20 protein-coding genes are annotated in these 18,601 nt (G+C 60.6%); 13 read left to right on the top strand and 7 right to left on the bottom strand.

The window, feature by feature from the left end:
• Positions 1 to 19 precede the first annotated feature (19 nt).
• The 4 genes from FP026_RS29080 to hslV all read right to left on the bottom strand — a co-directional run bounded on the left by FP026_RS29080 (position 20) and on the right by hslV (position 4,536).
• Complete coding sequence (locus FP026_RS29080) at positions 20 to 1,414, bottom strand: cytochrome P450 (RefSeq protein WP_149638027.1); 1,395 nt, start codon at positions 1,412 to 1,414, stop codon at positions 20 to 22.
• 119 nt (positions 1,415 to 1,533) lie between these two features.
• On the bottom strand, positions 1,534 to 2,487 hold the full coding sequence (locus tag FP026_RS29075) for a DUF1402 family protein (protein WP_149638026.1): 954 nt from the start codon (positions 2,485 to 2,487) through the stop codon (positions 1,534 to 1,536).
• Between the two features lie 163 nt (positions 2,488 to 2,650).
• A complete protein-coding gene (gene hslU / locus FP026_RS29070) occupies positions 2,651 to 3,961 on the bottom strand; it encodes an ATP-dependent protease ATPase subunit HslU (protein WP_149638025.1) in 1,311 nt (436 codons plus the stop codon).
• Positions 3,962 to 4,008: 47 nt separating this feature from the next.
• Positions 4,009 to 4,536, bottom strand: coding sequence for an ATP-dependent protease subunit HslV (gene hslV / locus FP026_RS29065; RefSeq protein WP_149638024.1), 528 nt, complete (start codon positions 4,534 to 4,536; stop codon positions 4,009 to 4,011).
• A 213-nt stretch (positions 4,537 to 4,749) separates the two neighbouring features.
• Between hslV and hisB the strand changes: the two genes are divergently transcribed.
• Genes hisB through coaA form a run of 7 tightly spaced genes read left to right on the top strand, consistent with a single transcriptional unit; the run spans position 4,750 to position 9,417 of the window.
• Positions 4,750 to 5,358, top strand: coding sequence for an imidazoleglycerol-phosphate dehydratase HisB (gene hisB, locus FP026_RS29060; RefSeq protein ID WP_149638023.1), 609 nt, complete (start codon positions 4,750 to 4,752; stop codon positions 5,356 to 5,358).
• A gap of 22 nt (positions 5,359 to 5,380) precedes the next feature.
• Positions 5,381 to 5,878: a DUF2628 domain-containing protein gene (locus FP026_RS29055; RefSeq protein WP_149638022.1), complete on the top strand. Its 498-nt coding sequence runs from the start codon at positions 5,381 to 5,383 to the stop codon at positions 5,876 to 5,878.
• Between the two features lie 2 nt (positions 5,879 to 5,880).
• Positions 5,881 to 6,531 carry an imidazole glycerol phosphate synthase subunit HisH gene (hisH, locus tag FP026_RS29050; protein WP_149638021.1) on the top strand — a complete coding sequence of 217 codons (651 nt, stop codon included), beginning with the start codon at positions 5,881 to 5,883 and terminating at the stop codon, positions 6,529 to 6,531.
• Positions 6,532 to 6,556: 25 nt separating this feature from the next.
• Positions 6,557 to 7,300 carry a 1-(5-phosphoribosyl)-5-[(5-phosphoribosylamino)methylideneamino]imidazole-4-carboxamide isomerase gene (gene hisA / locus FP026_RS29045; RefSeq protein ID WP_149638020.1) on the top strand — a complete coding sequence of 248 codons (744 nt, stop codon included), beginning with the start codon at positions 6,557 to 6,559 and terminating at the stop codon, positions 7,298 to 7,300.
• The gene (gene hisF, locus FP026_RS29040) at positions 7,297 to 8,085 is read left to right on the top strand and encodes an imidazole glycerol phosphate synthase subunit HisF (protein ID WP_149638019.1); all 789 of its coding nucleotides are present in this window, start codon (positions 7,297 to 7,299) and stop codon (positions 8,083 to 8,085) included. The genes hisA and hisF overlap by 4 nt, the downstream gene beginning before the upstream one ends.
• Positions 8,086 to 8,099: 14 nt before the next feature.
• On the top strand, positions 8,100 to 8,414 hold the full coding sequence (locus FP026_RS29035; protein ID WP_149638018.1) for a phosphoribosyl-ATP diphosphatase: 315 nt from the start codon (positions 8,100 to 8,102) through the stop codon (positions 8,412 to 8,414).
• Positions 8,415 to 8,421: 7 nt separating this feature from the next.
• The gene (gene coaA, locus FP026_RS29030; RefSeq protein ID WP_149638017.1) at positions 8,422 to 9,417 is read left to right on the top strand and encodes a type I pantothenate kinase; all 996 of its coding nucleotides are present in this window, start codon (positions 8,422 to 8,424) and stop codon (positions 9,415 to 9,417) included.
• A 3-nt stretch (positions 9,418 to 9,420) separates the two neighbouring features.
• Here coaA and FP026_RS29025 read toward each other — a convergent pair whose 3' ends face one another.
• From FP026_RS29025 to FP026_RS29015, 3 genes are all read right to left on the bottom strand, one after another.
• A complete protein-coding gene (locus tag FP026_RS29025) occupies positions 9,421 to 10,029 on the bottom strand; it encodes an alpha-ketoglutarate-dependent dioxygenase AlkB family protein (RefSeq protein WP_149638016.1) in 609 nt (202 codons plus the stop codon).
• 287 nt (positions 10,030 to 10,316) lie between these two features.
• Entirely contained in the window at positions 10,317 to 10,751 is a 435-nt protein-coding gene (arfB, locus tag FP026_RS29020; protein WP_149638015.1) for an alternative ribosome rescue aminoacyl-tRNA hydrolase ArfB, read from the bottom strand.
• Positions 10,752 to 10,998: 247 nt separating this feature from the next.
• Positions 10,999 to 12,609, bottom strand: coding sequence for a phosphoenolpyruvate carboxykinase (locus FP026_RS29015; RefSeq protein WP_149638014.1), 1,611 nt, complete (start codon positions 12,607 to 12,609; stop codon positions 10,999 to 11,001).
• A gap of 351 nt (positions 12,610 to 12,960) precedes the next feature.
• Between FP026_RS29015 and FP026_RS29010 the strand changes: the two genes are divergently transcribed.
• The 6 genes from FP026_RS29010 (at position 12,961) to ahcY (ending at position 18,463) form a co-directional block, all read left to right on the top strand.
• A complete protein-coding gene (locus FP026_RS29010; RefSeq protein WP_210209400.1) occupies positions 12,961 to 13,692 on the top strand; it encodes a response regulator transcription factor in 732 nt (243 codons plus the stop codon).
• A gap of 84 nt (positions 13,693 to 13,776) precedes the next feature.
• Complete coding sequence (locus tag FP026_RS29005) at positions 13,777 to 15,570, top strand: sensor histidine kinase (RefSeq protein WP_188112714.1); 1,794 nt, start codon at positions 13,777 to 13,779, stop codon at positions 15,568 to 15,570.
• A gap of 8 nt (positions 15,571 to 15,578) precedes the next feature.
• Positions 15,579 to 16,031: an HPr kinase/phosphorylase gene (locus FP026_RS29000; protein WP_149638012.1), complete on the top strand. Its 453-nt coding sequence runs from the start codon at positions 15,579 to 15,581 to the stop codon at positions 16,029 to 16,031.
• Between the two features lie 153 nt (positions 16,032 to 16,184).
• Positions 16,185 to 16,586 carry a PTS sugar transporter subunit IIA gene (locus tag FP026_RS28995; protein ID WP_015338202.1) on the top strand — a complete coding sequence of 134 codons (402 nt, stop codon included), beginning with the start codon at positions 16,185 to 16,187 and terminating at the stop codon, positions 16,584 to 16,586.
• 19 nt (positions 16,587 to 16,605) lie between these two features.
• Complete coding sequence (locus FP026_RS28990) at positions 16,606 to 16,881, top strand: HPr family phosphocarrier protein (RefSeq protein ID WP_149638011.1); 276 nt, start codon at positions 16,606 to 16,608, stop codon at positions 16,879 to 16,881.
• A gap of 181 nt (positions 16,882 to 17,062) precedes the next feature.
• Entirely contained in the window at positions 17,063 to 18,463 is a 1,401-nt protein-coding gene (gene ahcY / locus FP026_RS28985; RefSeq protein WP_149638010.1) for an adenosylhomocysteinase, read from the top strand.
• The last annotated feature ends 138 nt before the right edge of the window (positions 18,464 to 18,601 follow it).

Genomic DNA, 18,601 nt, shown 5'->3' with positions numbered 1-18,601 from the left:
ACTACGGTCTCCTTGCCCACTACCGCCTCTTCACCCGCATCGGCAATCCGCCGCGTGGCTGCGTCGTCAGCTTCTGCACCGGCCAGGGATTGGTCTCATCCGTCAGATCGAAGCGGAAACGGCGCATCATGACGGCAAGGGCGATGACCGCTTCCTGAAGCGCGAAGGTCGCGCCGATACAGACGCGCGGACCGGCGCCGAAAGGCAAATACTGGAAGCGATTGATCTTGGCCCGGTTCTCCGGAAGAAAGCGCTCCGGCATGAAGGCGCGCGGCTTTTCCCAGTAGAGTTCGTGGCGATGCAGCGTCCAGGGCATGATCAGAACGGTGATCCCCTTTTCTATCGTCACACGTTCGCCCTTGGCGCTCGTCCATTCGTCATCGGCGATGGCGGCCCGGTTGATCGACGGCGCCGGCGGATAGAGACGCATCGCCTCTTCGAAGGCGGCGCGGACATACGGCATCAGGTCGAGCCAGGCGACCGGCTCCGCATCGGTTGCGAGTACCCGGTCGATTTCCTCTTCCATAGCTTCGCGAATAAGCGGGCTATTGGCGACACAATAGAGCGTCCAGGCCAATGCTCGGGCGGTTGTCTCGTGCCCGGCGCCGATGAAGGTGAGAATATTGTCCTCGATCTCCTCCATGGTCAGCCCGTCCGGCCCGGCTTTTTCCAGAAGCAGCGTCAGGAAATCGTCGGGCGCGCTGGCTCTGTCCCCGCGCATCTTTTCCAGCCGCTGGTCCATGGTGGTGCGGACGATGCCGCGGAACTTGTCGAGCACGCGCTGGCCGCCAATGCGGGTGATGCGCGGCACCCAGGCGGGGGCGCGCAAAAGATCCATGGGATCGACTCGGCCCATGCGATGCAGGAGCTCATTGACCTCATCGGCGAAATGCTCGCCTTCGGTGACGATCTCGCCGGAAAACAAGGTCTCCGCCAGAATGGCGAAGGTCAACTCGGTCATGTCGGTAGCGATATCGAACGTTGCGCCTTCGTCGCCGATCTCATCGTATTTATGCAGATATTCCAGGCTTTGGCTCAGCATCTGGCCGGCAAAGCCCTGCGCATGGCGCGGCGTAAATACCGGTGCCACAGCCTTGCGCGAGCGCTTCCAGACCGGCCCTTCCGCCGTCAGCAGGCCATCGCGCAGGATCGGCCGGAGCACGAGCTGGCGAATATCGGCCATGCGGTAGTTGGCGGCGTTATCGACCAGAACATGCTTGATCAGGCCGGGATCATTGACGATCAGCGTCCGCTCGTTGAAGAATTTGGTTTTGATCCAGGGAAGCGTATAGGACGGCTCTCCCCAGAGTTCGAGCGGATTGCGCAGGATGGTTTTGATGATCGTCCACCGCGACGGCGGGACGGTTCGCGGGATCGGCGCCGGCGGAGAGAAGGCTTCCGGAATCATGTCCATGACATCCATTCTCCTCGAGGGCCGGGCCGTTGCCTAATCATGCGGCCGAGCGGCGCACTCATCCCATATGGTGAACGCCGCCGGCAAAATCCAGACGATAAAACGTCGCGCAGGACCGCTTAGAGGAGCGACTTCAGGTCGCTCAGCTTATCATTGATGAGCCAGCCATAGTAGTTCTCCTCGGGCCAGACCGGCTGCGAAGAGCTCCGGTTCTTGGCGGCAAGGGCGGCAGCGCGTTTACGGGAATTGCCGAGATTGTAGAGCGTCGCGGTAATGCCCGGATTGCCTGAGATATCCATGCCGGCGATCGAACGATAATCGTCGATCGATTTGCGGATCGATGCCGCGACAAAGGCAAGCGACAGGTCCGGATCCATGATCGCCTTGTAGACGCCGCCGGCATCCTTCTCGTCGAGCTTCGCAATACCCGAGGTGCGGCTGACCAGATCGGAGAGCTCGAGCGCCGTCAGCGGATTGACCTGACCGAGGCCAAAGGTCTGACCGGCATAGAAAGGCTGGAAGAAGACCGCGCTGAAGCGATTGTCGGGATAGGACTTGCCGTCCACCGTCTTGCCGCGGAAATCATCTTCCCAGACATCCTCGCGGCAGGTCCAGAGAGCGTAGGAATCTTGTCTGCCCTTACAGGCATCGAATTGCGGCCGGGCAACGAAATCGTCGACGTTTTCGCCATTATAGGCGAAACGGAAGCTCTGGCCGGCATAGGAGGCAGCCTTGACGTAGTAAGACTGCAGGCCGTCATAGGCATCGACATTATAGGTGTGCTCGCCGACGAGCGCGCCGATGATGTGGATCGGCTCGATGCCGTAGGCGCGCGCCGTCGACTTGATCTTCGCCATCAGCTTGGTGTCGGTCGCCAGCAGTTCGCGCACCTTCTGGTATTTGCGTTCAAAGGTCGAATTCGTGCCGCGCGTGCGGCGTACGGAGGCGCCGGGAACCGGCGGCTGCTCGGCATTGCGGTTGCCCGGAGGCACCGTGGTCGCCGCGTCCGCATAGGCGGGCATCCAGGAAAGGCTGGCGACCGCCAGGAGAAGGGTGATCAGTATGCGTCGCAAGATGGCTGTCCTGTCGAAGTTTCAACCGATGTTTCCGTGCGGCTGCCTGACGGATAATCTAGGCCGAATAAAGCCATCCGACACAAAGAAACGGGCCCCTAACTAAAAAGTTAACGGCCCGCTGTCGAGTGTTTACTGTTTTAAATCGCTTTTGCCGGCTCGCTCACAGAATGAAGCGGGACAGATCGGTGTTTGTTGCGAGGTCGCCGACATGCTCGCGGACATAGGCGGCATCGATGGTCACCGACACGCCGCCGCGATCCGAAGCGTTATAGGAGATATCGTCGAGCACCCGCTCCATGACGGTCTGCAGGCGGCGGGCGCCGATATTCTCGACGGTGGAGTTCAGATGCACGGCGACATCGGCGAGAGCGTCGATGGCGTCATCGGTGAAGTCGAGCTTCAGGTCTTCCGTTTCCATCAGTGCCTTGTACTGGCGGATGAGGCTTGCCTCCGGCTCGGTGAGGATACGGCGGAAATCCTCTTTGGTCAGCGGTCGGAGCTCGACGCGGATCGGCAGGCGGCCCTGCAGTTCCGGCAGAAGATCCGAAGGCTTCGACACGTGGAACGCGCCCGAGGCGATGAACAGGATATGGTCGGTCTTGACCGGACCATACTTGGTCGACACCGTCGTGCCTTCCACAAGCGGCAGCAGGTCGCGCTGCACGCCTTCGCGGGAGACGCCGGCACCCATGCCGCCGTCGCGGGCGGCGATCTTGTCGATCTCGTCCAGGAAGACGATGCCGTCATTTTCGGCCGACTGCACGGCCTCGCGCTGGATCGCCTCATTGTCGATCAGCTTGTCGGATTCGTCGCGGACCAGCTCCTTGTAAGAATCCTTGACCGTCGTGCGCACTTTCTTCGTGCGGCCGCCCATGGCCTTGCCGAACATTTCGGAGAGATTGAGCACGCCGATATTGGCGCCGGGCATGCCGGGGATTTCGAAGCCGCCGGGCATGCCGGAGCCGGTATCGGCCACTTCGATGTCGATTTCCTTATCGTCGAGCTGGCCGTCACGCAGCTTCTTGCGGAAGCTGTCGCGCGTTGCCGGCGATGCGGTAGCACCCACCAGCGCATCGAGCACACGCTCCTCGGCGCTCATATGCGCCTTGGCCTGCACCTCGGCGCGCTTCTTTTCGCGCGCCAGGCCGATGCCGACTTCGACGAGATCACGGACGATCTGTTCGACATCGCGGCCGACATAGCCGACTTCGGTGAACTTCGTGGCTTCGACCTTGATGAAGGGCGCGCCGGCAAGCTTGGCAAGGCGGCGGGAGATTTCCGTCTTGCCGACACCGGTCGGGCCGATCATCAGGATGTTCTTGGGCATGACTTCGTCGCGCAGCTCGGGCTCGAGCTGCTGCCGGCGCCAGCGGTTGCGCAATGCGATCGCGACGGCGCGTTTGGCCTCATGCTGGCCGACAATGTAACGATCAAGCTCGGAAACGATCTCGCGGGGGGAAAAAGTGGTCATTTCATATGTTCCCTGTCAGGGCTAGAAACTATCAAGAGAGGAACGTCTTAGGCTTCGGCATCGAGCGTTTCGACAACCACATTGTGGTTCGTGTAGACGCAGATATCGGCGGCAATATCGAGGGCGCGGCGGGCGACGTCTTCGGCTGATTTGTCGCTATCCATCAGCGCGCGCGCGGCGGCAAGCGCGAAATTGCCGCCGGAGCCGATCGCCATGGCGCCATGTTCGGGCTCAAGCACATCGCCGTTGCCGGTGATGGCGAGCGTTATCTGTCTGTCGGCAACCAGCATCATGGCTTCTAGGTTGCGCAGATATTTGTCCGTGCGCCAATCCTTGGCGAGCTCGACGGCGGCGCGCATAAGCTGGCCAGGATATTGTTCGAGCTTCTTTTCCAGGCGCTCGAGCAGGGTGAAGGCATCGGCGGTCGCGCCGGCAAAACCGGCGATGACATCGCCCTTACCGATACGGCGAACCTTGCGCGCATTGCCCTTCATCACGGTCTGGCCAAGGCTCACCTGGCCATCGCCAGCCATCACCACCTTGCCGCCCTTGCGAATAGTCACAATTGTCGTCATTTAACACCTGTTTGCCCCCGTTCCGGCGGGCTTTCTGCCGGGCCGCGTATCGGCCCCGTCAGCACTTATGTAAGAGGGGTTTTTGCGATTGCAAATGGCGGCCGCGCCGGAATGATGGCGGCAAGCCGGCTAAACGCGTAGGCCCCGTGCGTAACTTCTGGATATTTCCCGATACGCCTGATATGGAACGGCCGTATTCCGATGGAGCAGCCCATGGCAGAGACCGCAGCGAGCCGCACGGCAAGCGTTTCCCGCAAGACCAACGAGACTTCGGTCTCCGTTTCCGTCAACATCGACGGCAGCGGCAAATCGACGATTTCGACGGGAGTCGGCTTCTTCGACCATATGCTGGAACAGCTGTCGCGACATTCGCTGATCGACATGGAGATCGACACCAAGGGCGACCTGCATGTCGACGATCATCATGCCGTCGAGGATACCGGCATTGCGATCGGCCAGGCGATTGCCAAGGCGCTGGGCGACCGGCGCGGCATCACGCGCTATGCTTCGATCGATCTCGCCATGGACGAGACGATGACGAAAGCGGCCGTCGATCTTTCCGGCCGGCCATTCCTCGTCTGGAATGTTTCGTTCAGCGCCGCGAAGATCGGCACCTTCGATACCGAACTGGTGCGCGAGTTCTTCCAGGCTCTGGCGCAGAACGCCGGCATCACGCTGCATATTCTCAACCATTATGGCGCCAATAATCACCATATAGCCGAGACATGCTTCAAGGCCGTTGCGCGCGCATTGCGCACCGCAATTGAGATCGATCCGCGGCAGGCAGGCCGGGTGCCCTCGACGAAAGGCACGCTCGCCTGAGCCCCGAACTGGGGAAGTGAGAATGGCAAGCTATCTGATTTTGACTCCGCCCGGAGTGCCGAACCGATCCGAAGTATCGGATCGGTATCGTGACGAAACGCGATTCATCCGCGACGGCTTCTCGTGGAAGGCGTTCCTGTTTCCAACGCTCTGGATGCTCTTCCACCGCCTGTGGCTGCATGCGATTGCTGCCTTTCTGCTGCAGGGCATTGCGCTGGAACTGATGCGCCAGCCGGGCTTCTTTGCCGCCGGAGCCGCGCTTCTGCTGGGTGTGCATATCCTTGCGGCCCTCGAAGGCCCGCATGCGCTCAGCGATCGCCTTGTCGGCCGCGGCTGGAAGGTTGAAAACCTCGTCTCGGCGCATGATCTGGCGACCGCGGAGGAAATCCACTTTTCCCGACTGGAGCAGGAGCCAAACCCGGATATCCATCCGAAAAATTGGGATATCTCGGCAACCAACACGAATACCAGCCGCCCAGGCCCGAGCTTCGGCCTGCCCGGCTATGACGGAGGACGCTGACCATGCGCGTCGCGATTATCGACTATGGTTCCGGCAATCTGCGCTCGGCCACCAAGGCTTTCGAGCGGGCCGCCCGCGAGGCAGGCATCGACGCAGAGATCGACCTGACGGATGACGCCGAGCGTGTCGCCACCGCCGACCGCATTGTGCTTCCCGGCGTCGGCGCCTATGCCGATTGCCGCCGCGGCCTCGATGCCGTACCCGGCATGGCGGAAGCGGTCATCGACGTCGTGGAACACAAGGCGCGCCCTTTCCTCGGCATCTGCGTCGGCATGCAGCTCATGTCGTCGCGCGGACTGGAAAAGACGATCACTCAAGGGTTTGGCTGGATCAAGGGCGACGTCAAGGAAATGACACCAAGCGACCCCGGCCTGAAAATCCCCCAGATCGGCTGGAACACGTTGGATATCCGCCATCCGCATGCCTTGTTCGACGGGATCGAGACGGGGCCTGACGGCTTGCACGCCTATTTCGTCCATTCCTACCATCTGGCAGCGGATCATGGTGACGACGTCATTGCGACGACGAACTATGGCGGGCCGATGACCGCTTTTGTCGGCCGCGACAACATCGCCGGCGCGCAGTTCCATCCGGAAAAGAGCCAGAAACTCGGCCTTGCCCTGATCGCCAACTTCCTGCGCTGGAAGCCGTAAGGCTCGCGCCTCAAGGACAGACATCATGATACTTTTTCCCGCAATCGACCTAAAAGACGGCCAATGCGTGCGCCTGAAGCTCGGCGACATGGAGCAGGCGACCGTCTACAACTACGATCCCGGTGCCCAGGCGAAAGCCTTTGAAGACCAGGGCTTCGAATGGCTGCATGTCGTCGATCTCAACGGCGCTTTCGCCGGTGAGACCGTCAACGGCGCCGCCGTCGACGCCATCCTCAAGGCGACGAAAAACCCGGTGCAGCTCGGCGGCGGCATCCGCACGCTCGATCATATCGAAAACTGGCTGTCGCGCGGGCTTGCCCGTGTCATCCTCGGCACGGTCGCGGTGCGCGACCCGGCGCTTGTCGTCGAAGCCTGCAGACGGTTTCCGGGCCATATCGCCGTCGGCATCGATGCCAAGGGCGGCAAGGTGGCGGTCGAGGGCTGGGCTGAGGCGTCCGAACTCGGCGTCATCGAACTCGCCAAGAAATTCGAAGGTGTCGGCGTTGCCGCGATCATCTATACCGATATCGATCGCGACGGCATTCTCACGGGGATCAACTGGGATTCGACTTTGGAACTGGCCGACGCCGTGTCCATCCCCGTCATCGCGTCTGGCGGGCTCGCCTCGCTCGATGATATCAAGCGCATGATCCAGCCGGACGCCCGCAAACTGGAAGGTGCGATTTCCGGCCGCGCGCTCTATGATGGCCGGATCGATCCGAAGGAAGCACTGGCCTTGATCAAGCAGGCCAAGGAGGCAGCGCAATGACCCTGAAAGCCCGCGTCATCCCCTGCCTCGACGTCAAGGACGGCCGCGTCGTCAAGGGCGTCAACTTTCTCAATCTCGTCGATGCCGGCGATCCGGTCGAGGCTGCCAAGGCCTATGACGCCGCCGGTGCCGACGAACTCTGCTTTCTCGACATCACCGCCTCCTCAGATAATCGCGACACCATCTTCGACGTTGTGGCGCGCACGGCGGAACAATGCTTCATGCCCGTCACCGTCGGCGGCGGCGTGCGCAGCATTGCCGATATCCGCAAGCTGCTGCTCTGCGGCGCCGACAAGGTTTCGATCAACTCGGCGGCGGTCAACAATCCCGATTTCGTGGCCGAAGCGGCCGATAAATTCGGCAACCAGTGCATCGTCGTTTCGATCGACGCCAAGCGGCGCCGGACCGAGGCGCTCGGCGGCGACAATCTGAGCGCCTGGGAGATCTACACCCATGGCGGCCGCAACGCGACCGGCATCGACGCCGTCGATTTTGCCCGCAAGATGGTCGAGCGCGGCGCCGGCGAGCTGCTCGTCACCTCCATGGATCGCGACGGCACCAAGGTCGGCTACGATCTGGAGCTGACCCGGGCGATCGCCGATGCGGTGCGCGTGCCCATCATCGCTTCAGGCGGCGTCGGCGATCTCGACGACCTCGTCGCCGGCGTGAAGGAAGGCCATGCGACGGCGGTACTTGCCGCTTCGATCTTCCACTTTGGCACCTATTCGGTGGGCGAGGCAAAGCGCTACATGGCCGAGCGCGGCATTCCGATGCGGCTGGATTAGGAGACAGCGAACCGATGAGCGGATTTACCCTTTCCGACCTCGAACGAATTGTCGAGGAGCGCTCCAAGGCTTCGCCGGACGAATCCTGGACGGCGAAGCTTGTTGCCGCCGGCCAGCCGAAAGCGGCGAAGAAACTGGGCGAGGAGGCGATCGAAGCCGTCATGGCTGCCGTTATCAATGATCGCGACAACCTTACCTATGAGGCCGCCGATCTGCTATATCATCTTATGGTCGTATTGAAGATTGCCGGCATTCCGTTGCAGAATGTCATGGGTGAGCTCGAAAGGCGCACCGCCCAATCGGGCCTTCAAGAAAAGGCCAGCCGGTAAGAATGCGATGACGATAGCGACCAAGACCCAGCCCGCGCCCGAGACGCTCGATATTTTCCAGGCGAAAGCCTATTCGCCCTACTATTTCTTTTCCTCGGAAGAGTGGGCGAAATTCCGGGCCGACACGCCGCTGACACTGACCGCCGACGAAGTGACGCGGCTACGCTCGATGGGCGACCCGATCGATCTCGACGAGGTCCGGCGCATCTATCTGTCGCTGTCGCGGCTGCTGTCGTCGCATGTGGAATCTTCGCAGATCCTGTTCGAGCAGCGCAACCGCTTCCTCAGCCTTTCGGATATCGCCAAGACACCTTTCGTCATCGGCATTGCCGGCTCGGTCGCCGTCGGCAAGTCCACCACGGCCCGTATCCTGAAGGAATTGCTGGGCCGCTGGCCGTCGAGCCCGAAGGTGGATCTCGTCACCACGGACGGCTTTCTCTACCCGAACGCCGAATTGCAGCGCCGCAACCTGATGCAGCGCAAGGGTTTTCCGGAAAGTTACGATACCGCAGCGCTGCTGCGTTTCCTCTCGGCGATCAAGGCCGGCCAGCCGAATGTGCAGGCGCCCTCCTATTCGCACCTCGTCTATGACGTGCTGCCGAACGAATTCAAGACGGTCGACCGCCCGGATATCCTGATCTTCGAAGGCATCAACGTGCTGCAGTCGCGGCATCTGCCGGCCGACGGTAAGATCGTGCCGATGGTCTCGGATTTCTTCGATTTCTCGATCTATATCGATGCCGACGAGCAGCTGATCCATAACTGGTATGTCGCCCGCTTCATGCGGCTGCGCGAGACCGCCTTCCGCGATCCCAATTCCTTCTTCCACCGTTACGCCTCGATCAGCGAGGAAGAGGCGCTGGCGATCGCCGAAGGGCTCTGGAAGAACATCAACCTGAAGAACCTGCGCCAGAACATTCTGCCGACGCGGCCGCGCGCCGACCTCATTCTGCAGAAGGGCAAAAACCATCTGATCGAACAGGTTGCGTTGAGGAAGCTCTGAACGTCAGGGCTGAACGCGCCTGAGCGTCAGATTGATACGCCCGCCATTCTTCAGCAATGTCGACGTTGCCGGATAGATGCGGTCGACGCCGTGGAAGCACAGCCTGCCCTCGCCGCCGAGAACGACGATATCGCCGCTCGTAAGCTTGAAGGATAGCGTGCGATCGTTGCGGTTGACACCGCCGACCCGAAAGAGGCAGGTATTGCCGAGCGAGATCGATAGGACGGGCGCCTTAAGATCCTGCTCATCACGATCCTGATGCAGACCCATGCGGGCATCATCGTTGTAGAAATTGACGAGGCAGGCTTCGGGCGGTTTTTCATAGCCTGCTATGTCATTCCAAAGATCGAGCAATTGCGGCGGTATGGCCGGCCAAGGGCGACCGGTAACCGGGTGCGTCGGCTGGTAACGATAGCCGCGCTGCTTGTCCGTCACCCAGCCGAGCGAACCGCAATTGGTCATGCGCACAGACATTTCCTTGCCAGTACCCGGCATGACCGGCGTGTAGAGCGGCGCCTCGGCCACGACGGCACGAATCGCCTCGACCAGCGCCTCCTGGGCGGGGCGATCGAGATATCCAGGGAGATGACGAATTCCGTTGGGGAGCAACATCGATATTTCCTTTGAGCGTTGCTGGTCAGGTAAGTGCGCCATTGCCGCGCCTTCGTGCGTGGCCCCTCACCCCAACCCTCTCCCCGCAAGCGGGGCGAGGGAGCCCATCCTGCCTCAAATTAGCCGCCTCAAAGGAGAGCCTGCTGTTGAACGCAATAGTCCCTTCTCCCCGCATTGCGGGGAGAAGGCTAGGATGAGGGGCCGTGCAGGTAGCGTCCACAAAACTGAACTCACCCGACAAGCCACTTTGACCCAGCCAAACCAAAACCGCAGCCCGAAAACCAAACCTAGTCGCCGCCGATCTTGCAGCGCATCTTCTTGACCTCGGAACGGCCGGATTTCTCCTTCAGCCGGCGCTCGATCGACCCCTTGGTCGGCTTGGTCTTCTTGCGCGGCGGCGGTGGCGGGGCGGCAGCTTCGAGGAGCAGTTCCTTCAGGCGTTCACGCGCATCCTCGCGGTTGCGATCCTGACTGCGGAAGCGGCTGGCCTCGATCATCAGGACGCCATCCTTCGAGACACGCCGGCCGGCAAGCTTGATCGCATTCGCCTTAACGCGGTCCGTCAGCGATGGAGAATTCTGGACATTGAAGAAAAGCTGGACAGCAGTTGCAACCTTGTTGACGTTCTGACCGCCAGGACCGCCCGCCAGAACGAACTGTTCCGTCAGCTCCCAGCCGGCAATCGTGATCCGGTCGTTGATGTAAAGCGCTTCGCTGGCCATGATTTTCTCCGCGCCTGTCTATCCCACATCAGTGCGCGGTTGAAAATACGGTTGTGGCGAGTTTTGGGGCCGCCTCGTCCTTCGAGGCATTTCAGCGCGTCGCGCTGGAATGCGCCTCAGGAAGAGGACGGAGTGATCTGTTGCTTCGGCGAAAAAGACTAGCCCTCATGGTGAGGAGGCCTGAAGGGCCGTCTCGAACCACGAGGGCGAGTGGGTTTCACGTGAGTCATTGCTCCCGTGAGGTTATTTACTCCGCTGCAACCGGCATCCCCGGCGCGGCGTCGCGGACGTTGCCGTCGACGTGATCTTCAAACTTCGCGAAGTTGGTGACGAACATCTGCACCAGCTTTTCGGCCTGCGCATCATAGGCCTCGCCATCGGCCCAGGTGGAGCGCGGGTCGAGGATGGCGCTGTCGACGCCTTCGACGGCCACCGGAACGGCGAAGCCGAAATTCGGATCGGTGCGGAATTCGACATTGTCGAGATCACCCTTCAGGGCGGCGGCGAGCAACGCACGCGTCGCCTTGATCGGCATGCGGCTTCCCTTGCCATAGGCGCCGCCGGTCCAGCCGGTGTTGACCAGCCAGCAACGGGCGCCGTGACGGGCGATCAGCTCCTTCAGCAGGTTGCCGTATTCGGCCGGATGACGCGGCATGAAAGGAGCGCCGAAGCAGGTCGAGAAGGTGGCTTCCGGCTCGACCACGCCCTTTTCCGTGCCGGCGACCTTGGCGGTGTAGCCTGACAGGAAGTGGTACATCGCCTGATCCGGCGTCAGCTTGGCGATCGGCGGCATGACGCCGAAGGCATCGGCCGTCAGCATGATGATCGTCTCGGGATGACCTGTCATGCCGGATTCCGAAGCGTTGGGTATGAAATGCAGCGGATAGGCGCTGCGGGTGTTTTCCGTCAGCGAACCGTCATCGAGATCCGGCCGGCCGTGTTCGTCGAGCACGACATTTTCCAGCACGGTGCCGAAGCGGCGGGTCGTTGCGTAGATTTCCGGTTCGGCTTCTGCCGAAAGACGGATGGTCTTGGCGTAGCAGCCGCCTTCGAAGTTGAAGATGCCATTTTCGCCCCAGCCATGTTCGTCATCGCCGATGAGCGTGCGGGTCGGATCTGCCGACAGCGTCGTCTTGCCGGTGCCCGACAGGCCGAAGAAGATCGCGGCATCGCCTTCCGGGCCGACATTAGCCGAGCAGTGCATCGGCATGACGCCGCGCTCGGGCAGCATGTAGTTCAGCGCCGTGAACACCGATTTCTTCATCTCGCCGGCATAGGACGTACCGCCGATCAGGACGATGCCGTTGACGAAATCGCAGGCGATCACCGTTTCGGTGCGGCAGCCATGGCGTTCCGGATCGGCGCGGAAGCTCGGCAGATCGATGATCGTCAGCTGCGGCACGAAGCTTTCGAGCGCTGCGCGCTCCGGGCGGATCAGCAGATTGCGGATGAACAGCGAGTGCCAGGCGAATTCGGTGACGACGCGTGTCGGCAGTGCATATTCGACATCGGCGCCGCCGATCAGATCTTGGACGAACAGGTCCTTGCCGCGCGCATGCGCCAGCATGTCTTCATGCAGCAGCTCGAAATGTTCTGGCGACATCGGCTTATTGTTGTCCCACCAGATCTGATCTTCGGTGGTGGCGTTGCGCACGACGAACTTGTCCTTTGGGGAACGGCCGGTGTGCTGTCCGGTCAAGGCCCTGAGCGCACCGTCGGCGGTGAGATCGGCTTCCTGACGGCGAATCGCTTCCTCGTAAAGATGAGCTTCCATAAGGTTATAGCGAACACTGGCGGCGGCACCCAGGCCGATCGATCCCAGTTCGGTTGCGGGATTGCGAACGCCGAATTGCTCCATCACATTTTCCTCTACAAAGGGGCTTAGCCGTTAGAACTATCTAAAGCGTAGAGGGCTCTTTTTAAAAGCACAAGAGCATGAAGCAAGAAATCTTTAATGATATCAGTTATTTAATCGATTTAAATAAATCTCGATAATTTTAAATCGTTTGAATGAAGGGTGGCGAGGCGTTTCGTCGCACAACCATTGCGCAAGGGTTTTTCGCCGCAACAATCCTCTCCTTTATTTTTGCCACAATTTGTTCCACCTTTATCCCCATAAGCGCGCCAGGTTACCGCCGACCGAGCTGGCAGACCGCCTGGGCTGGATTCCAAATCCGGGAGACGCGCACTGATGACGGAGACGAATACCATGTTGACAATCGCGCTCGTTGACGACGACCGCAATATCCTGACTTCCGTATCGATTGCCTTGGAAGCGGAGGGATATAAGGTAGAGACCTATACGGACGGAGCCTCGGCGCTCGACGGCCTGCTTGCCCGGCCGCCGCAACTGGCGATCTTCGATATCAAGATGCCCCGCATGGACGGCATGGAGCTGTTGCGCCGACTGCGCCAGAAATCCGACCTGCCCGTGATCTTCCTTACCTCGAAGGATGAAGAGATCGACGAGCTTTTCGGCCTGAAGATGGGCGCCGACGACTTCATCACCAAGCCGTTCTCGCAGCGACTGCTGGTAGAGCGCGTCAAGGCGGTGCTTCGCCGCGCCTCGGCTCGCGAAGCCGCAAATGCCGCCGGCGGCAACGCCGTTGCGAAGCCGGGTGCTGCACAGCAGGCCCGTTCGCTGGAACGCGGACAGCTTGTCATGGACCAGGAACGCCATACCTGCACCTGGAAGGGCGAGCCGGTGACGCTCACCGTCACCGAGTTCCTCATCCTGCATTCGCTTGCGCAGCGCCCCGGCGTGGTCAAGAGCCGTGATGCCCTGATGGACGCAGCCTATGACGAGCAGGTCTATGTCGACGACCGCACGATCGACAGCCACATCAAGCGGCTGCGCAAGAAATTCAAGATGGTCGACCTCGATTTTGATATGATCGAGACGCTGTATGGCGTGGGCTATCGCTTCCGCGAAGCTGCCTGATAGTTAACTGGACCATGCGGCTGAGAATGGAATAAGAGCATGCGGACGGGATCGGCGATCCCGTTCTTCGAAAGGGCCGTTGGCTTGGCACAGCTGGTGCAGGACAGAGAGATAGACGACTCGGAAAGCCCGAGCGGCGCTCGAATCGCGCGTCGGCGCTGGACCCATCCCTTCGTCCTGATCCGCCGCATCTTCGGCAATGCCGTCTTTTCGAGCCTGACGCGGCGCATCCTGTTCTTCAACCTTGCGGCGCTGGTCGTCCTCGTCGGCGGCATTCTTTACCTCAACCAATTCCGCGAGGGCCTGATCGACGCCCGCGTCGAAAGCCTGCTGACGCAGGGCGAGATCATCGCCGGCGCCGTTTCCGCCTCAGCATCGGTCGACACCAATTCCATTACCATCGATCCGCAGAAGCTCCTGGAGCTGCAGGCCGGCCAGAGCATCACGCCCGTTCCGAACGACGAGGACCTGGAATTTCCGATCGATCCGGAAAAGGTGGCGCCGGTGCTGACGCGGCTGATCTCACCGACGCGCACCCGCGCCCGCATCTTTGATGCCGATGCCAACCTGCTGCTCGACAGCCGCCATCTTTATTCGCGCGGCCAGGTGCTGCGCTATGACCTGCCGCCAGTCGACGACGAAAAGCAGAGCTGGTCCGATTGGTTCAGCGGCCTGCTCAACAAGATGCTGCAGCCGGGCAACTTGCCTGTTTACAAGGAAGCGCCCGGCGGCGACGGATCCATCTATCCCGAAGTCATGAACGCGCTGACGGGCGTGCGCGGCGCGGTCGTTCGCACCACGGAGAAGGGCGAGCTGATCGTTTCGGTCGCCGTGCCGATCCAGCGCTTCCGCGCCGTTCTCGGCGTATTGCTGCTCTCGACCCAGGCCGGCGATATCGACAAGATCGTTCATGCCGAGCGCCTGGCGATCATGCGCGTCTTCGGCGTCGCGACGCTGGTCAACGTCGTGCTGTCGCTGCTTTTATCCTCCACCATCGCCAATCCGCTGCGCCGGCTTTCTGCCGCGGCCATCCGCGTGCGCCGCGGCGGGGCGAAGGAGCGCGAGGAAATTCCGGACTTCTCGGCCCGCCAGGACGAGATCGGCAACCTGTCGATTGCGCTGCGCGACATGACGTCGGCGCTCTATGACCGCATCGATGCGATCGAAAGCTTCGCGGCCGATGTCAGCCACGAGCTCAAGAACCCGTTGACGTCGCTGCGCAGCGCTGTCGAAACCATGCCGCTCGCCAAGAGCGACGATTCCAAGAAGCGGCTGATGGATGTGATCCAGCATGACGTTCGCCGCCTCGACCGCCTGATCAGCGATATTTCAGACGCCTCGCGTCTCGATGCCGAACTCGCCCGTTCGGACGCGAAATCGCTCGATCTGGAAGTGCTACTGCGCGACATGATCGAGATTTCAAGACAGGTTGGACACAGCAAGAAGGCCGTCGAGATCGAATATGTCGTCGATCGCAAACCGGGTAATAAGGCGAAGTTCTCTATCGATGGCCACGATCTGCGTATCGGCCAGATCTTCACCAATCTCATTGAAAATGCTCGATCCTTCGTTCCGAGCGATACCGGCAAGATCACCGTGCGGCTGACGCGCACGAGAACGCGCTGCGTCATCTACATCGAGGATAACGGCCCCGGCATCCAGGCTGAAAACATCGATCGCATCTTTGAACGTTTCTATACCGATCGGCCGGAATCGGAAGGTTTCGGGCAGAATTCCGGCCTCGGCCTCTCGATCAGCCGGCAGATCGCCGAGGCGCATGGCGGGTCGCTGCGCGCCGAGAACATCGTCGACAGCGACGGCTCGACGTTGCTCGGCGCCCGCTTCATCCTGTCGATGCCCGCCCAGACGCCGGCGTGAGCACTCGCATGACCAGCGAAGCGACCAATATCCACGCCACGGCGATCGTCATCGGCAGGACCGGGCTCTTGTTTCTCGGTCCTTCGGGCAGCGGCAAATCCACCCTCGCCTTCTCATGCCTGGCGGCAGCCAGACCGCTCGGACTTGTCGCGAGCCTGATTGCAGACGACCAAGTGCTGATAACAGAACAGAACGGCTCCATTATCGCGAAATGCCCGCCCTCGATCGCGGGGCTCATGGAAATCCGCTATACCGGGATTGTTCGGATGCCTTATATTTCTGAGGGCGAAATGCATTTCGCCGTTCGCGCGGTGGACCCGGCGACGGCGGAAAGACTGCCGCCGGACGACGAGCATATCGATATTACCGGCTCCATCCGGTTGCCCTTGATCCGTCTGGCCGCAACCTCCACGAATCCACTCGCCGTAATAATGGCGAAAATCGGCGCGAGTTTCGATTAATCGGCCATTTAGGCCCGCACAGGCATGCAAATCCTATATTTTAAGCTTGCACTTCGCCTTTTCATCGCCAAGATGTCCCCCCACCGGTGGACGACATTGCTGCATTGCGATATTGGCCACCTGTTTGCGTAATGCCATGGGAGCAGTAATATCATGATTGGACTTGTGCTTGTCACTCATGGCAAGCTGGCTGAAGAGTTTCGGCATGCCGTCGAGCATGTCGTTGGTCCGCAGAAGTTCATAGAGACGGTATGCATTGGTCCCGAAGACGACATGGACAAGCGGCGACAGGACATTCTGCAGGCCGTTGCCGGCGCCGATGATGGCCACGGCGTCATTATCCTCACCGACATGTTCGGCGGCACTCCTTCCAATCTCGCAATCTCCGTCATGAATAGCGGCCACACCGAGGTCATCGCCGGCGTCAATCTGCCGATGCTGATCAAGCTCGCGGGCGTGCGCGGCGACAACAACATGGAAAGGGCCTTGGTGGAAGCTTCAGAGGCCGGGCGCAAATACATCAATGTGGCCAGCCGTGTGCTCAGTGGCAAATAACGAGGCAGACACCGCCCCCATGGCCGAGCTTTCCCGGGAACTCCTGATCATCAACAAACGGGGCCTGCACGCCCGTGCCTCGGCAAAATTCGTCCAGACCGTCGAAGCATACGACGCCGCCATCACCGTTTCGAGGGACGGCACCACCGTCGGCGGCAATTCGATCATGGGCCTGATGATGCTGGCCGCAAGCCCCGGCTGCAGTGTGCTTGTCACGGCAAGCGGCAATCAGGCAGCCGAAGCGCTCGAGGCGCTCGACCAGCTGGTCGCCAACAAGTTCGGCGAGGAAATGTAGGCTTTCCTACCTATCGCCACCTTGGATATAAAGACATAAAGACTTCTTTATATCATCATTGATTTCCGCCCTGAAGCCTGCTACACGGCATCATCCACACGCTGTCAGCGTGCAATTCTTGTTGCATTCGGCCGAGGCGTCTGCCCGCGGCGCGACTGCATCGTTCAGGCTGGAGACCTTCATGAGCACTGAAAAGGACTACATCGTCGCGGATATCGGCCTTGCCGACTTCGGCCGCAAGGAAATCACGATCGCCGAAACCGAGATGCCTGGCCTGATGGCTTGCCGCGCCGAATTCGGCGAAACGCAGCCGCTGAAGGGCGCACGCATCACCGGCTCGCTGCACATGACGATTCAAACAGCCGTTCTCATCGAAACGCTGGTGGCCCTCGGCGCTCAGGTGCGCTGGGCATCCTGCAACATCTTCTCAACGCAGGACCATGCCGCCGCCGCGATCGCCGCTTCAGGCGTTCCGGTCTTCGCCATCAAGGGCGAAAGCCTCGAGGACTACTGGACCTATACCGACAAGATCTTCCAGTGGACCGATGGCGGCGTTTCCAACATGATCCTCGACGATGGTGGCGACGCCACGATGTATATCCTGCTCGGCGCCCGCGCCGAAGCCGGCGAGGATGTGCTCTCCCATCCGCATTCGGAAGAAGAGGAAATCCTCTTCGCACAGATCAAGAAGCGCCTGCAGGCTTCGCCTGGCTGGTTCACCAAGCAGCGGGACGCCATCAAGGGCGTGACCGAAGAGACCACTACCGGCGTCAACCGCCTCTACCAGCTCAGCCAGAAGGGCCTGCTGCCCTTCCCGGCCATCAACGTCAACGACAGCGTCACCAAGTCGAAGTTCGACAACAAGTATGGCTGTAAGGAATCGCTGGTCGACGGCATCCGCCGCGCCACCGACGTCATGATGGCCGGCAAGGTTGCCGTCGTCTGCGGTTATGGCGACGTCGGCAAGGGTTCTGCAGCTTCGCTCTCCGGCGCCGGCGCTCGCGTCAAGGTCACGGAAGTCGACCCGATCTGCGCCCTGCAGGCCGCCATGGACGGCTACGAAGTCGTTCAGCTCGAGGACGTTGTTTCCTCGGCTGACATCTTCATCACCACGACCGGCAACAAGGACGTCATCCGCATCGATCATATGCGCGCGATGAAGGACATGGCGATCGTCGGCAATATCGGCCACTTCGACAACGAGATCCAGGTTGCGGCGCTGCGTAACCTCAAGTGGACGAACATCAAGCCGCAGGTCGACATGGTCGAGTTCGCCAAGGGCAACCGCATCATCCTGCTGTCGGAAGGCCGCCTCTTGAACCTCGGCAACGCTACCGGCCATCCATCCTTCGTGATGTCGGCTTCCTTCACCAACCAGACGCTGGCGCAGATCGAGCTCTTCACCAAGCCCGACCAGTATAAGAACGAAGTCTACGTGCTGCCGAAGCACCTCGACGAGAAGGTCGCCCGCCTGCATCTTGCCAAGCTCGGCGTGAAGTTGACGGAGCTTTCCGAAGAGCAGGCATCGTATATCGGCGTGACGCCGAAGGGTCCCTTCAAGTCCGACCACTACAGATACTGATTACAAAATCAATATCCACAATATCTTGTGGCCCTGGCATTGACAAAATGCCGGGGCTTATTTTTTAGCCAGCTCCCTTCCCGCAGATTCCCTTAGGCAGTATTGTTTTTACACTTGATTCGTGACGAACCGGGCCTG

Source organism: Martinezella tropici (assembly GCF_008370325.1).
GTDB lineage: Bacteria > Pseudomonadota > Alphaproteobacteria > Rhizobiales > Rhizobiaceae > Rhizobium > Rhizobium tropici_B.
This window is presented reverse-complemented; position numbering and strand designations above follow the sequence as displayed.

Excerpts from the sequence above, each read along its gene's own strand:
- FP026_RS29080 (WP_149638027.1), bottom strand. The coding sequence starts at position 1,414 with ATGGACATGATTCCGGAAGCCTTCTCTCCGCCGGCGCCGATCCCGCGA.
- hslU (WP_149638025.1), bottom strand. The coding sequence starts at position 3,961 with ATGACCACTTTTTCCCCCCGCGAGATCGTTTCCGAGCTTGATCGTTAC.
- hslV (WP_149638024.1), bottom strand. The coding sequence starts at position 4,536 with ATGACGACAATTGTGACTATTCGCAAGGGCGGCAAGGTGGTGATGGCT.
- hisB (WP_149638023.1), top strand. The coding sequence starts at position 4,750 with ATGGCAGAGACCGCAGCGAGCCGCACGGCAAGCGTTTCCCGCAAGACC.
- FP026_RS29055 (WP_149638022.1), top strand. The coding sequence starts at position 5,381 with ATGGCAAGCTATCTGATTTTGACTCCGCCCGGAGTGCCGAACCGATCC.
- hisH (WP_149638021.1), top strand. The coding sequence starts at position 5,881 with ATGCGCGTCGCGATTATCGACTATGGTTCCGGCAATCTGCGCTCGGCC.
- hisA (WP_149638020.1), top strand. The coding sequence starts at position 6,557 with ATGATACTTTTTCCCGCAATCGACCTAAAAGACGGCCAATGCGTGCGC.
- hisF (WP_149638019.1), top strand. The coding sequence starts at position 7,297 with ATGACCCTGAAAGCCCGCGTCATCCCCTGCCTCGACGTCAAGGACGGC.
- FP026_RS29035 (WP_149638018.1), top strand. The coding sequence starts at position 8,100 with ATGAGCGGATTTACCCTTTCCGACCTCGAACGAATTGTCGAGGAGCGC.
- coaA (WP_149638017.1), top strand. The coding sequence starts at position 8,422 with ATGACGATAGCGACCAAGACCCAGCCCGCGCCCGAGACGCTCGATATT.
- FP026_RS29025 (WP_149638016.1), bottom strand. The coding sequence starts at position 10,029 with ATGTTGCTCCCCAACGGAATTCGTCATCTCCCTGGATATCTCGATCGC.
- arfB (WP_149638015.1), bottom strand. The coding sequence starts at position 10,751 with ATGGCCAGCGAAGCGCTTTACATCAACGACCGGATCACGATTGCCGGC.
- FP026_RS29015 (WP_149638014.1), bottom strand. The coding sequence starts at position 12,609 with ATGGAGCAATTCGGCGTTCGCAATCCCGCAACCGAACTGGGATCGATC.
- FP026_RS29010 (WP_210209400.1), top strand. The coding sequence starts at position 12,961 with ATGTTGACAATCGCGCTCGTTGACGACGACCGCAATATCCTGACTTCC.
- FP026_RS29000 (WP_149638012.1), top strand. The coding sequence starts at position 15,579 with ATGACCAGCGAAGCGACCAATATCCACGCCACGGCGATCGTCATCGGC.
- FP026_RS28995 (WP_015338202.1), top strand. The coding sequence starts at position 16,185 with ATGATTGGACTTGTGCTTGTCACTCATGGCAAGCTGGCTGAAGAGTTT.
- FP026_RS28990 (WP_149638011.1), top strand. The coding sequence starts at position 16,606 with ATGGCCGAGCTTTCCCGGGAACTCCTGATCATCAACAAACGGGGCCTG.
- ahcY (WP_149638010.1), top strand. The coding sequence starts at position 17,063 with ATGAGCACTGAAAAGGACTACATCGTCGCGGATATCGGCCTTGCCGAC.